This is a genomic window from Paenibacillus algorifonticola (genome assembly GCF_000971975.1).
Classification (GTDB): domain Bacteria; phylum Bacillota; class Bacilli; order Paenibacillales; family Paenibacillaceae; genus Pristimantibacillus; species Pristimantibacillus algorifonticola.
In genome coordinates this window covers 15,074-30,470 of the sequence record NZ_LAQO01000056.1, presented here as the reverse complement: position 1 = coordinate 30,470, position 15,397 = coordinate 15,074, and the positions used below count along the sequence as shown (strand labels likewise).

Below are 15,397 nucleotides of genomic sequence, written 5' to 3'. Positions count from 1 at the left end.
AACGGATCAGTCAGCACCTGCGTTAACTTTTGCTTCAATAGAGTTTACACAAAATTGTTGACAGACCCTAAATTGGATACAAAAAAAGGCTCATACACTTTTAAATATGATGCTAATGGCAATACATTATCCAAGACCTTTATTAAATCAGGAATAGATGATACGACTGTACCACCTATTATTCCATCTGGTAATTTGTACTTTGATTTTGAAGGTGACAATGTGCAAGGCTGGCTACCGCAAGGGGAAGGAGTAATACTCAATACTTCCTTAGAGGCAGCGCATGGGGGAAACAAAAGTTTGAAAGTTTCCAATCGAACTGCTACATGGCACGGCCCCATTCTTAATGTGAAAAATAATATAGTGGCACAAAAGAGTTATCAAATTAAAGCATTTGTACGTCTTCCACAAGGTGCAGTAGCATCACAAGTGATGATGACCATTCATCGAACAATGCCTGATGGTAACAGCTACTACGATAATATTAGTACCAAAATGGTTACTTCTGGAGGTTGGGCCACGCTTGAAGGCATTTACCAATTAAATGAACCGGCAACGAGTATGTATTTATACATGGAGAGTGCTAGTCCTAACGCTTCCTTCTTTATTGATAATCTCAGCTTAGAAGCTTACACGGATGGTCCGGCACCGCTTATCCATAATTTTGAGGATGGAACTGTACAAGGCTGGTTCCCTCAGGGAGATGGAGTGTTGGTAACGAATACAAATGAGGCTGCAAGCGAGGGGAGCCGCAGCCTGAAAATAACAAATCGTAACGCGAACTGGCAAGGACCGGCTCTTGATTTATCCAGTTATATGAAGCCTGGTGTGACCTATTCGATTTCGGGAAAGCTCCTACTGCCTCAAGGAACAACCTCTTCTGATATTTTGCTTACAATGAATAGGGGAGACGGGAGTGGTGCTTCTCACTACGATAATATCAGTGCAAGTCACGTGACAACAGAGGGATGGGTTGTTTTTGAAGGGAAATATACGTTTACTGGTTCAATCGCGAATTTAATTATATATATGGAAAGCCCTAATGCGACTGCAAGCTTTTATTTAGATGAATTCAAAGTAGAGAAATATGTAGAAGCCCCGCCTGTCATAAGTCATGATTTTGAAGATGAAACGTTACAAGGCTGGACGGCTCAAGGAGAAGGAGTAACGCTTCAAATCTCAGGAGATACCGCAAAAAGTGGATTTAGAAGCATGAAGGTAACCAATCGAACCGCTCAGTGGCAAGGTCCGCTCCTTGATCTAACTAGTCTGATTAAACCAGATACTAAATATCAAATCAAGGCGGCGGTAAAGTTGGTTTCAGGTACTTCTCCATCAGATTTATTGTTTACAATTCATCGCGAATCACCGAACGGCACGCATTTCTATGAAAATGTTAGTGCAGGAACGGTAACAGATGGTGATTGGGTCATTATTGGCGGAACTTATAAATATAGCGATCTTGCAGCAAAAAATCTGTCCTTATACGTAGAAAGCAACAACGCAACGAGCAGCTTTTATATCGATGATTTTATTATTTTACTAGATAAATAGAGGAGAGCGGTCAACTTGAAGAAGGTCATAAGTTATCTGTTAGTCATTAGTTTATTATTATCCATTTTCTCAGACATGGGGAATTCCATTGCTTATGCTAAATTGGAAGCCAATGAAACAGCCGTTACTGTAGAAGAATCCGTATACGTCCCCGGAACGAATCCGTTAGTAGATGGAGAATTGACTGTCGACGAGTCTGTTTATGAGAAAAAATGGGGTGTTTTTTCAGAGGAGCAAGTAGAGATTATCACCCAGCAGTATACGCTTGATATGAAGAAACTGGCGGTATATTTCTATACAGAGCTAACACCTCTGCTAGAAACAGAGCAGCTTTTTGAAGTATTAGATTTGACTGCAGAAGAGCTTCCGGTTTTAATTAATAAACTTACAGAAGCACAGCAAGTGCTATTAAGGGAATTAACTCCACTTACGATGCAGCAATATGATTATGATCATAATTATGAGGAAGTGCTTGCTCAACAGAACGTTGAAGTAGAAGTCCCATTTATTGAAGCAAACGGAAACCCAAAATTGGAAGCCATTGTGGATCAATATGAAAGTGTGACGGCTTCTACTTACAGTAGTCAAGCAAAGAAGAGTGGTAGAGTATCAACGTCGAGTACAGGTAATAGCTTTCGTTTTACAGAAAAAAATAGTGAATTCCAATATAAAGCCAATACTGACTCCAATGTAGACCCGATTTATAAAACAGCTAATCAAAAAGATGTTGATTTATATTTGCCTGGAAGAAACGGGCTGGATTTCAGTTTGGTTCGTAGTTACAGTTCGTTGAACGCTAAAATCATGCAACCTAGTTTAGATGGAGATCTTTCTAATCCAGTATGTCATCCAGATAATGCGGCTTTTCAAACGGGCTTACCGGATTGTATGGGCAATTTTCCTTACCCAAGCTATTATGATTATGGTTATGGAGACGATCTGGGTTTTATTGCAACGGGTTGGTCACTCAATATTCCTAAAATGACAGAGGGAACGATTAGTGCTACGATTGCCTCGACATTAACGAGTACCAATATCAACTTCTATAATCGTGCTACTTATTCTACAACAGATACGATTACCTTTGATTTAGATGATGGATCATCATATGAGTTTAGAGGTAATGATAAAACACCTTACAATCATCCATATAATAATGTTACCTATTTCTACAACGGAACAGGATATAGCTTAGTACTGGATGATAAAATCACGTATACGTTCAACAGGGATGGGCAAATTTTATCTAAAAGTAATCGTCTTGGCGATCAAATAACCTATGATTATCAACAACATGCCAATAGAATCATCATTACAGACTCTATCGGAAGGAAAATTCAGACGGATGGTCCATTAGGTGCGCCTCCATACGGTATCCAGGGTTTTACTGTAACTGATCCACAAGGTAATCTGACGCACAAAATTAAATATAATATGGAGACAGATAATCCTGTTATGCAAGTTAGGACTTATGTTTTCGGAACTACTGAAGAATATCGAAATGATGAGAATCCAAGAAGTGTTTTTTTTAGTAAACTTACGAGTGTGGTTGATGTTCTAGCGAACAAAACGTTGAAAACCTACACTTATCAGACCCCGAGTCTCACAACTCGAGCAGATTTTAACTTTGAAGATGATTATATGTATTATATGGAAAATGGTAAACCTGTTCTGGATTTTTTAAATGGAGCAGAATCCAATGAAATCATCCAAAGGGATAATAAAGTTCATGGTGAGATCAATTATCTCCTGTTGGACAAAGTCACAGATTATAGTGGTTTAGAAACCAATTTTAAATACCGCCCTTATAAATGGGATTGGTTTTTAGAGGTGAATGGTTATAAAAGAGAACAGGACAGAGGGACAATGCGATTGTATCTCGATCCATGGAACCTCACCTATATTGGGTATCACCCGGTAACGAATGTGTATTATAGCTATACCAATAAAGCTGGAGAAAAAAAGTTTCTTACACAGGATGTGGCTATATTTTCAAGTTATGCACAGGAAATATGGACGACACCTAAAACGGGTGGCATTGTAGAAAATTTCCGATTGAAAAATAGTAACGAGTTCCGTCGCCCTGAATTTGCAGTGACTATTTCTCTGGATTTAGGAGAATATAGAGAAGGTAGTACTACTGTTTACCGACCATCAGGAAAAGGTTCTTTCGTACCTGTAAATGAGAGTAAAGGGCAACTTGGTTTCTATAACTTTTTAAAATTCAAGGAGGAAGGGAACGATTATGGTATCTCTTTCCAGGAAAATCAAGCATATCAATATGACCCAGGAAAAAACAAACCGTATTTAACTAAAGTCTTTGGCAATGATAATAAGTCAGACATACATAAGTTCTTGTCATCGGGTAATGATCGTACATTGCCAGCCAATTTGGATAAATACGCATCGCTTTATCGCACGGAATATGATGCTTTTGGATATGTGATCTATCAGGAGGACCCTTATGGGAACAAAATGGAGATGGCCTATGGCGGCCCCTACCATCAAATAAGTTCACAGAAACAAACAGCAGCAGATGGTTTAACGAAGTCAGAAATAACTTATACGTATAACGCGGATGGCACGCCCCTTCGCACAACGCAGCTTGGTAGCTATCGCGATCCGGCTACGCCATCGGTTGTCCGTCAGGATCAAACGGTTACAGACTATTTGAATTATAATAGTTCCAAGCAGCCTACTCGTATTCGCACGACGAGCTCGGGTAGTCAATATGATCAACAACCGACAGAAGCGATTGTGGATATGCAATATGATGCAAGTAATTTACATGTTATTAAAGAAACGACGAATGTCACTTTAGGTAAGGGGAAGACACCAACACCGCTAGTTGTTCTTTATGAATATGACAATAAGGATCAGCTTAAAAAACAGACCTTTCCTGATGGGAGTACAGTAACGTATAGCTATGATCCAAGCGGCCGGATGGCTTCGGAAAGCTATACACCGTCTGCTGCAAATCCTGGTGCCGTTCGAACGACGAATTACACGTATGATGACGCACAGCGTCTAGTTTTACAGACGAAGCCTGATGGGGAAAAAGTTAATACGTATTACACGCCTTATGGTGATATAGAAAAGCAGGAACAAATAGTAGGGAATGCATCGCGTGTACTTGTATTGAATAAAACGAATTTGACAGGAAAACTATTGAAGAGCACATTGCCATACGGCTCTGTAGATAAAGAAGTAAAATATGCTTATGGTCAAAATGGTCTGATCAGTAGAGTAACGGACCCTATAGGGCAAGCGACAGATTATTATTACTCTAACGTAATGACTAAGGAGGATGGCTCTGCTTATTACCTGCAAAACACTACAAAAGTGGTAGGCCGAGATGGGAAAGAAACCTGGAATTATCAGGATCGTTTAGGTAGAGTGATAAAGCAAGTGGAGAAAGCTGGAGCAAAGACGAGAACGGTGTTAAACACATACACTCCGCTTGGAGCCTTATCGCAGACACGAGTCATTGCAGATGGTGTTACGCAAACGACACAGTATGGTTATGATACCGCAGGTAATTTGATTTATTTGAAAGATAACAACAATCAGGTTAATCGTTATGTGTATAATAGCAGGGGTCAACTGATTGCTACGTATACCAATGATAAGCTGCAAAAGCAAAGCGAATATAACGAAGTCGGTTGGCAATTGACGAAGACGAATGCAGAAGGGAAAAAAGAAAGCTTCCAGTATACGAATACGGGATTGTTGGATACACGTACTGACGAAATGATGCAAAAGCATCAATATTCGTACACGCCATATGATGAGGTAAGCCGATTATCAGTAAAAGATACGGCTGGGATAGAAACCTATTGGGAGCAATATAGTTATGATGCAATAACCCGTCTTCTAACTTCCACAACGACCATAGAAGGAGAAACGTTAGATTATCAATATGATTCACGGAAGCGCCTTAGTAGCCAAACAGTTGCAGGAAGGAAATATGAATTAGAGTATGATGCGTTTGACCGAATGACGGCTTTAAATTATCCGGATAATCAAAAGGTATCGTATACGTATGATGTTTTGGATCGTTTGCTGACCGTAACGACTCCGAATATGGGGACCGTAGGATATAACTATACGGTAGGTCAAAATGAGCATACGAATATATTGACCTATCCAAATGGTGTAACGCAGCAAAGAAAAACAAATGCTTTTGGAGAATTGAAGTCATACAATCAAACTTCGACAGGGAACGTATCAAACTGGAATGAGACATTTGTATATGATGGTTTCAGCAACATAATAAATATAAATCGAAATGGTTCAACTCAAGCATTTAGTTATGATGCGCTCAATCGCATTAAAGAGGAAAATACAGCAGAAGGCCAACGTGCGTATACGTATGATGATCGGGGTAATCGTTCCACAGTAAGTGGAAGTTCACCTGATATGTTAGAGGAGACGACTAGTTATACTTATAATTCGTTAAACAAACTCAAAACGTATTCCTCTTCTGACGGTACAAAGGCAGTCTATTCTTATTATGGTGATGGACTACGTGCTACTAAAAATGTTAACGGTAAAATCACACGGTATGTTTATTTGAATGGTCATATTATTGAGGAAATCGATGATAAGGGTAATGTAGAAGCTAGAAATATTTGGGGAAGTAAGCTGATCTTCCGACAGGATTATGTAGCAAATAAAAAAGGTTATTATTCGTATAACGGGCACGGAGATGTTGTTAAAATCACAGATGGTAGCGGACAAACTATAAATACTTATGATTACGATATTTGGGGGAACTTATTATCAAAAACGGAAAATATGACAAATCCGTTTAAGTATTCTGGAGAATACTATGATGATGAAAGTAGTTTGTACTATCTTAGAGCTAGATATTATGATCCAAGTATAGGTAGGTTTATATCTAAAGATAGTTATGAAGGAGATATTAAAAATCCTCTGAGTTTGAATCGCTATTCCTATGTAGAAAATAATCCATTAATTTATACTGATTCAAGTGGAAATGTTAAAATAAAAAGTCCTGTTGATACCTATCTTGAAGGACTAAGAATTGGTCAATATGGTTCTTATGAGGGTCGGTACTATCACCAGTATTTTGATGATCATGATATTACAAGGGAAGAATTTTTAAAAGGTATAGGAATAAAACAATCAAGCTATGATTCCCCTAGCATCATAGGGAAGCTAACCTCCGCAAATAAAAAACAAGAGAAAAAACTTGAAGATGATGAGAAGTTTGTTGTGGATAGACTCAGATTAATGGGAAATAATGTATATCTTAATCCAACATTATCTACACCAACTTATGATTTCTTGCTTAACGGAAAACTGAAAGTAGAGTTAAAGACATCTAATTCTCCAGATGGAAAAATGAAGGTGTCATCAGCGATTGGTCCAATAGTCTATGGTATTGTCAGTCAGGGAGCTGATATGGTGATTTATGACTTATCTGCTAATAATATTAGTTATACAACTAATGATATTTATCTATTGGATTTTAGATTGAGAGAATATTTTCAGAAAAATAATCTTAGTTATAGTTATACAGTTCAAGTTTGGACATCAGATGGAATATATTCGTTTGATAATTTAGCTCCAGATGCAATGTATGCTTAACAAGTGAAGATGTATTATGTACCTTTTTATATGGGATCGTATGTATTAGAAATTAATCCAATGCTTCAGCTACAACTTCAGAAGAAGGGCTACATATGCCCTTCTTATCAATACCATGCGAATAAAAGGTTAATAAAACGATACTGGAGCCTTATGAACGAGGTGGCGCATGATGCTTCACAATTCTTTATCTAGAAAAGGAGAATGAGTTGTAATACAATTGAATTATTACAATTTTGCAATTCCAAATTGATTGAGGAGTTAACTATGGCTAAAATGCAATGTAAATGCGGTGAGATTTTGTCTAATTCTAAAGACCCGAATGATGTACAACTTTGGGTATTTACTGATAAAGAATTTCAAGATTTTAGTGAAAGAGCTTTTAATGAAGAATATATTGTTTATTTTCCGAAGTATGATGTGTGGAAATGTAACTCCTGTGAAAGGATATATTTTTTTGAAAATGGAAAATTGGTGAAAAGTTATATTTTAGAGTGAGTATTATGAACTAAATGCTCTTATAGTGTCAAATAAACTAAAGCACCTTCAAGAGAATGCTCTTATGTCGTAATAGGTGGGAGATGACTTTGAAGGTGCCTTTGTGTTTTTAAAATGTTGAATTATCCATTCCAGTTTATAATTACTATAGATGTAGGTGGTGCCTATCATCCAAGTTTGATTTGGATAATGGGAACAAATTCACATTTAATGGATATAATCAAAAATCAGGTTATACTTAGTCCTTTTAGTGGTTTTATATTTCTTGAATGTTCGAATTTCAGACACCATTCTCATTAATTTTTTAGATAACGGAATTTCTGTTAGAAAAATCTCTTAATCTATTTAAATCTCCCAAATCCACCAAACCTATCAATCCCCACTCCCATTCCAATAGACAACCAACAACAGAAAATGGTACCATGAGAGTATCTGTTTGGCTAGGTTCCGCCTTTCTTTTGGTGTCTCTATCATTTGCAGACGGGACTCAATCTATCAATAAAATACGCCCCAGGTAATCGACAAAAATTTGGAGGAAATACATACGTGAAAACAAAACTAGCACAAACGCTGCTAGCCCCGTTGCTCGTTACTGGCTTGCTGCTGTCGCCGCTGGCTGGAACGACTTCGACAGCTTCAGCTGCAAGCGCTGTTACGACAGCAGCGTCTACGACGCAGGCTATTAAAGTTTATATCGATGGCAGCAACCTTTCGCTACCAGCCGCTCCTTATGTAAAAAACGGCGTGACGTTCGTGCCGATGCGTCAGATTTTCACGGCGCTGGGTGCTTCCATCACTTGGGTGGAGAAAACGCAGACGATTATCGTACGCAAAAACACAACGACGGTATCGCTGACCGTAGGCAAGAAAGAAGCGGTTGTTGACGGCAACACCGTTAAGCTTGATGCAGCCCCTGCCGTGAAAAATGGCACCACCTTCGTACCGACCCGTTTCGTGGCCGAGGCGCTTGGCGCCAAAGTGAAATGGGATAACGCGGCGCAAGCCGTTCGCATAACTTCCATAGAACAGCAATGGGCAGAGACTTATGAGGAGTACGAGGAGACGCCTGAGGATGATCGTACAAAGCTGACGCCTAAGGAAATTGTTGAGCAAAACGACGAAAGCGTCGTATTGATTACTACGAATAAAGCGCTTGGCAGCGGCGTCGTTATCGGCGATCGTTGGATTTTGACTAACAATCACGTTATTGAGGATGCGAGCTCGGCAACGATTACGTCGATCTATGGCGATGAATACAAGGTTCAAGGCGTCGTTGTCAACCGCCCAAGCTCGGACCTTGCGATTATTCAGACGGATGAGTCGCTGTATTTGGAGCCAGTAAGCGTAGGTTATACGGTTCCAGAGAAAGGCGATAAAGTCGTAGCCATCGGCAGTCCGCTTGGTATCCAGAACACGGTATCTGATGGTCTGGTAAGTAACATTTCTTATGAAGATGGGCTCACCTATATTCAGACAAGTGCGCCAATCGACCACGGCAGCTCCGGAGGAGCGCTGTTCGATGAATACGGCGATCTGGTCGGCATTACAACCGCTGGCTATACTTCGCAGGCTGACCTAAACTTTGCTGTATCAGTTGCCCACGCGAGCCTGCTGATGGGCTTGCTGCCGGAAAGCCCGCAGGAGGATGTGGCGTTCCTGCCAGCGATTTTGCCGGATACGCTGAAAGGCGCTTCGATGGAAACGATCACGGCGCTGATGAAGAAAGAATTTGGCTCCGTATCGACAGGCGATGGCACAGCTAGCTTCAGCAATTGGGAAGTGAAGCGGGATTCGCAAGGCTGGATCGTGCTGACGGCTGATATTGATCCACGCTTTTATACGTATTACGGAGGCTCTTCCTCCGAGGATATTCGCAGCTGGGCAATTAACCTGGGCCATGAGCTGAACCGTATGCTTCCAGGCGAGACGATTCAAGTCATCATTTCCTTCGACCGGACCTTCGGTTTCCAGCCGCGCGGTTTTGCGGAAAATGAAGTGACGGCGCTTGGCGACAATAAGTGGAAGGTTCGTTTCCCGGTTCTCGATATGCAGCTGAAAGACCAGCTTTATATTGATATGAGAGATTAGCACTTATCTATTTTATGATCTATATTCGTAATCAGGCTGTCGGCAGGGAGCGTAAGCACCCTGCGGCAGCCTTTTCTTTTGTGCCAGACTCCTCTTCTGTAGTACAATGGAAGGCAATAGTGACAAAACAATGAGCGAGGTAACGAGATGAAGGTTGTACTTTCCACATTAAACGCAAAATATATTCACACATCGCTTGCGCTGCGCTGCCTGAAAGCCTACAGCGGCGAGCAATTCGATATCGATATTGCCGAATACACGATTAAAGATCCCGTTATGAACATTGTATCGGATATCTACTCCCGCAAGCCGGATGTGGTCGGCTTCTCCTGCTACATTTGGAACATTGAAGAGACGATTACGGTCATCAACATGCTGCGCAAGGTCAGCCCACAGGTGAAAATCGTACTCGGTGGACCCGAAGTAAGCTATGATACCGATCATTGGATGGAGCGTATTCCCGAGGTTGATTTTATCGTCGTCGGTGAAGGCGAGGAGACGTTCCATCATCTGCTGACCGAGATCGAAGGCGCGGGCAAGTACCATATGGTGTTTGGGCTCGCCTACCGCAAGCAGCGGGAGGGTTATATCGAGGCGCTGGTTAATCCAGGCCGTCCGAAGCTGGATTTGGCAACGCTGCCGTCGCCGCATCGCTTTGCTGAGGATGTGCCGCATCTGGCCAGCCGTGTCGTTTATTTTGAGACGAGCAGGGGCTGTCCGTTCAGCTGCCAGTTCTGCCTCTCCAGTATTGAGGTAGGCGTGCGTTATTTTGATAAGGAGCGGACGAAGGCGGATATTTTGTATTTGATTGATGCCGGAGCGAAGCTGATTAAATTCGTCGATCGGACGTTCAATATTAAGCGGGATTACGCGCTGGAGATTTTTCAATTTCTGATCGAAAATCATAACGGCTGCGTCTTCCAATTTGAAATTACGGCAGACATCATGCGCCCCGAGGTGCTTGATTATTTGGCCGAGCATGCGCCACCAGGCGTGTTCCGCTTCGAAATTGGCGTGCAGTCCACGAATGATCCGACGAATGAAGCGGTTCAGCGCAGACAGAACTGGTCCAAGCTCGTGCGGACGGTGACGAAGGTGAAGGAATCGGGCAAAATCGACCAGCATCTCGACTTAATCGCCGGCCTGCCGCTCGAAAACTACGATACGTTCAAAGGCACCTTCAACGATGTTTTTGCGCTCGGGCCTGAAGAAATGCAGCTCGGCTTTCTGAAAATGCTGCGCGGCACCGGCCTGCGCAATGACGCAGACAAATGGGGCTACATCTACATGGACCGTGCACCTTATGAAATGCTCGGCAATGACCTGATGCCTTTCGGCGACATTGTGCGGATGAAGCGGGTTGAGGATGTGCTGGAGAAATATTGGAATGCGCACCGGATGGACCGCACGCTTATGTATTTGGTTGAGCAGGTTTTCCCGTCGCCGTTCGATTTCTTCCAGGACTTTGGCGACTATTGGGAGGAGCGGGGCTGGCAGAAAATTGGTCATCAACTGGAGGATTTATTTTCCCGGTTATGGTCATTCCTGAACAGCTACAAGCATGAACAGCAAGCGGCTGGCGAAGCTGGCCCGGATATGGACGTGATTATGGGGCTGATGAAATACGATTATTTCCTCAACCATAAATATAAGCCGCGCAAAACGTGGTGGGAGTTCACGATGGACAAAGCCGTATGGGGAAGCCATATGCGCAGTCTCGTCGAACGGCCGGAGAAGGTGTCAGAATCGTTTGCAGCGCTCGGCATGACGGAGAAGGAGCTGCATAAGCATGCTGTCATTGAGCGGCTGCCATTTGATCTGGAAGCATATTTGGCGGATGGCTCAATTCAGAAAAATACACACACACTGCTCGTCGTTCTCTATGCAATGGAGGCTGGCAGCAACAAGCCGACGCCAAAGCCGTACATGTTAAAGCTGCATAATGATGCGGTAACCGCGTAAAAATGCAGTTCGTGTCATGTAAAGTGACATGAACTGCTGTTTTTTTATTGACAAACGAAATGTTACCACCTATATTAAACGTATAGCGATGATTGTATGTTAGGTTCCTGACATAAAAAGCAATCAGGCTGTTGAATGAGGGATTCTATTGGTTCAATCTATTGATCGCGCAATGCAAATTATTCAGCTTCTAATGTCTGATAACAGCCGTATCGGCTGGGCGATTTCTGATATTTCGGAGCGGGTAGGCTTGCCGCTAAGTACGACGCATAGACTAATTAGTACATTAGTAAGGCATGAGCTGATTGTTCAAATTCCTGAGACGAAGCGTTATCGGCCGGGGCCAAAGTGGATGGAAGTCGGCTTGCAGCAGCTGGAGCAGATGGATTTGCGCACGGCAGCAAGGCCGATTATGGAACGTCTGGCGGATGAAGTGAAGGAAACGGTTTTCCTAAGCATCCCTTATGGCATGTTTTCGATGGGGGTCGATAAAGTAGACAGTCCGATGAAGCTTCGTGTTGTAGAAAGCTTGGGAGAGCGGATTGCGATGCATATCGGCGCGCCGAATAAAGTGATTTTGGCCAATATGAATCCGGCTGAAGCGGAAGCGATTTTGATTCGGCTGGTGGATGACCAAGAGAAGCGCAAGCAGCTGCTGTCGGCGCTGCCCGGCATCAAGAAGGCGGGATATGCGGTCAGCTACGCTGAGCTTACGGAGGGAACGGCGGCCATTGCTTCGCCGATTATCGGCTTCGGGCGAAAAGTAGTTGGAGCACTTGGGGTTGGCGTCACGACGTACCAGCTGACAGAGGAGCGTCTGGATTATCTCAGCAAGCAGGTTATACAGGGTGCTCACGAAATAACGACAACGATTGGCGGTTAAGTCCGCTAATCCGTTATTTTAGGGAAGGCGGCGTTTGCTCGCCCGTTTCCTTACACCCTTTTTCAAATAAGCTTCGTTACTCGGAACAGCTCCGAGTTTTCATTTTTATTAAAAACGGAAACTATTTCCGAATAACGGAAAAACTAAACGGGGAGGCGTCCATCATGCAATGGGCATCGAAGGAGCAGCTAACAGATTTGCTATGCGAAATGGTTCAAATCCCGAGCATCAGCGGGAGCGAAGCGGAGAAGATATTCCCGACGTTTGTGGAGCAGAAGCTGCGGACGCTGCCTTATTTTTCAAAGCATCCGGAGCAGATTGAGCTTCATGATGCGGGCAGTGGAATGCGCCTGCTTTCGGCGCTCGTACGGAACAAGCCGGAGGTTCGGGAGACGATTGTGCTGCTCAGCCATTTTGACGTCGTGGATACGAGCGATTATGGTGATTTTCAACAGTTCGCCTTTGATCCGCGGCGCTTAACGGAGCTGTTCCGGTCACAGCCGGAGGTGCTGCCGCCTGAAGCGAGGCATGATGCAGAAAATGGTGAGTGGCTGTTTGGGCGCGGCGTCATGGATATGAAAAGCGGGCTTGCGCTGCAAATGGCGATGCTGGAGCGGGCTTCTGCCGGCGAGTTTGCAGGCAATTTGCTGCTGGTGACCGTGCCTGATGAGGAGGTGGGCTCAGCGGGCATGCGGGCTGCTGTTCCGGCACTGCTTGCGCTAGCTGAGCGTTACGGCTTGGACTATGTGACGGTGCTCAACTCCGAGCCCGGATTTCCGAAGTATGCAGGAGACCATAGCAACTATATATATAAAGGGACGATTGGAAAAATGCTGCCCGGCTTTCTCTGCTACGGCAAAGAAACGCATGTAGGCGAGGCGCTCGCTGGCTTAAACGCCAACTATATGGTATCCCGCCTCATTAGTGAGATGGAGCTGAACACCTCGTATATCGAAAAAGTGGAGACGGATATTACGCCGCCTCCAACCAATTTGCTGCTGCGCAGCTTGAAAAATGATTATTCCGTCCAGACGCCGTACCGCGCTGCTGCGATGTTCAATCTGCTCATGCTGGAGCGGACGCTAGAGGAAACGATCGAATCGCTGCTCGCGACGGCGAATCAGGCAGCAAGGCATATCGAAGCGGATTATGCAGTCAAGGCGAGGGCTTGTGCAGACTACGCGATGATCTCCATTCCCGATCTGCACATTAAAGTGCTGACGTACGAAGAGCTTCATCAGTACGCAGTGGCGACGTACGGGCAGGAGAGAGTTGAAGCGTTAGCAGGCAAGGCGCTCAAAGTGAGCGGCCCCGCAGGTGATCGGGATACGACGATTGCGATTGTTGATGAGCTGGCGCTGCTGTGCAAGGAGCTGGGGCCGATGATTGTATTATTTTTCTCGCCGCCTTATTATCCGGCAGTCAGCTCCAGACATGATCCTTTTATTCAAAAGGTAGCGGATGAGCTTGCGGATTATGCGGCGCAGCGATATGGGATGAAAATCGGACAGGAAAATTTCCATCGCGGCATTTGCGACCTCAGCTATGTAGGGACGGCGGGACAGTCGGCTGCGCTGCAATTGCTCGCCCAAAACATGCCGATGTGGGAAAAGGGTTATTCGATTCCTTTCAAGGAGTTGGAGCAGTTCATCGTTCCGGTGCTGAATGTGGGGCCCGTCGGGCTGGATGCCCATAAGTGGACGGAGCGGCTGGACGTTCATAATGCTTTTGTTGTGATGATGGATTTATTGCCTGCTTGCATTCATACCTTATTTCATAAGCATAATGCGGCTATACCAGAGTCGGAGCCTGCTGCCATTCAAGAATGAAGCGGCAAGGTAACGCCTAGAAGGAGGGGATCGCATGGCGGTCATGCGTGATATGCTGTTGTATTTGTCCAAAAACCGAATAGCTAACCGGATGGCGAAGCGCTTTGGGCTTCGCCTTGGGGCGGAACGTTTTGTAGCGGGAGAGACGCTTGCAGCCGCGATGAAAAAGGTAGCCGCCCTTAACGAAAGCGGCCTCGTCGTTACGCTTGACCATTTGGGCGAATTTACCCGCAGCGAGCAGGAGGCGAAGGAATCCGCGGAAGAGGTTGTGAAAGGGCTGCAAGCTATTGCGAGCGCCGGAGCTGCCGCCAACGTTTCTGTGAAGCTGACGCAGCTGGGGCTGGATATTTCCTATCCGCTGTGCCTCAGCCATATGCGGACGATCGTATCGGAGGCGAAGCGTCTGGACAGCTTTGTGCGCATCGATATGGAGGATTATGCCCACAATGAGCCATCGATCCAAATGTATGAACAGCTGCGTGCAGAGTTTGGCGATCATATCGGCATTGTCCTGCAGGCGTATTTATTCAAAACCGAAGCGGATATGGAGCGGCTGCTTGTATTGAAGCCGAACTATCGCTTGGTAAAAGGAGCCTACAAGGAGCCGCCAGAGGTCGCCTTCCCTGACAAAACGGATGTGGATCGCAATTTTATCCATATCATTAAAAAGCAGCTGGACAACGGCCATTACGCCGCTGTTGCAACCCATGATGATGCGATTATTGAATGGGTGAAGGGCTATGTCAAGGAGCAAGCGATTCCGGTGGATCGGTTTGAATTTCAAATGCTGTACGGCATTCGCACGGCGCTTCAGCAGCAGCTGGCTGAAGAAGGCTACAAGGTGCGTACCTATGTGCCGTACGGAACAGATTGGTACGGCTACTTTATGCGGCGGCTGGCCGAACGACCGGAAAATGTCTCTTTTGTCCTCAAGTCGATGTTTAAACGATAAGCTGAGCTGAAATAAAAA

The 15,397-nt window shown here is 44.2% G+C and carries 8 protein-coding genes; all 8 read left to right on the top strand.

From position 1 onward, the window contains the following. On the top strand, window positions 1-1,554 hold a 1,554-nt coding region (locus tag WH37_RS31775), incomplete at its 5' end, for a carbohydrate binding domain-containing protein (protein WP_231594452.1). Between the two features lie 15 nt (window positions 1,555-1,569). Beyond that, window positions 1,570-7,167, top strand: a complete 5,598-nt coding sequence (locus WH37_RS31770) for an RHS repeat domain-containing protein (protein WP_046234676.1) — start codon at window positions 1,570-1,572, stop codon at window positions 7,165-7,167. Window positions 7,168-7,434: 267 nt separating this feature from the next. Further along, window positions 7,435-7,665, top strand: coding sequence for a hypothetical protein (locus tag WH37_RS31765; RefSeq protein ID WP_046234675.1), 231 nt, complete (start codon window positions 7,435-7,437; stop codon window positions 7,663-7,665). Between the two features lie 546 nt (window positions 7,666-8,211). Then, window positions 8,212-9,753 carry a stalk domain-containing protein gene (locus tag WH37_RS34080; protein ID WP_052737375.1) on the top strand — a complete coding sequence of 514 codons (1,542 nt, stop codon included), beginning with the start codon at window positions 8,212-8,214 and terminating at the stop codon, window positions 9,751-9,753. A gap of 147 nt (window positions 9,754-9,900) precedes the next feature. Then, window positions 9,901-11,715, top strand: coding sequence for a B12-binding domain-containing radical SAM protein (locus WH37_RS31750; RefSeq protein WP_046234674.1), 1,815 nt, complete (start codon window positions 9,901-9,903; stop codon window positions 11,713-11,715). 148 nt (window positions 11,716-11,863) lie between these two features. Continuing rightward, complete coding sequence (locus tag WH37_RS31745; protein ID WP_046234673.1) at window positions 11,864-12,598, top strand: IclR family transcriptional regulator; 735 nt, start codon at window positions 11,864-11,866, stop codon at window positions 12,596-12,598. A 161-nt stretch (window positions 12,599-12,759) separates the two neighbouring features. Beyond that, window positions 12,760-14,427 (top strand): M20/M25/M40 family metallo-hydrolase, encoded by a 1,668-nt coding sequence (locus WH37_RS31740; RefSeq protein ID WP_046234672.1) that lies wholly within the window; start codon window positions 12,760-12,762, stop codon window positions 14,425-14,427. A 34-nt stretch (window positions 14,428-14,461) separates the two neighbouring features. Then, on the top strand, window positions 14,462-15,379 hold the full coding sequence (locus WH37_RS31735; RefSeq protein WP_046234671.1) for a proline dehydrogenase family protein: 918 nt from the start codon (window positions 14,462-14,464) through the stop codon (window positions 15,377-15,379). Window positions 15,380-15,397: the final 18 nt, after the last annotated feature.

Bases quoted from the DNA above. Each gene is read 5' to 3' on its own strand.
- WH37_RS31750 (WP_046234674.1), top strand. From the start codon at position 9,901: ATGAAGGTTGTACTTTCCACATTAAACGCAAAATATATTCACACATCG.
- WH37_RS31735 (WP_046234671.1), top strand. From the start codon at position 14,462: ATGGCGGTCATGCGTGATATGCTGTTGTATTTGTCCAAAAACCGAATA.
- WH37_RS31765 (WP_046234675.1), top strand. From the start codon at position 7,435: ATGGCTAAAATGCAATGTAAATGCGGTGAGATTTTGTCTAATTCTAAA.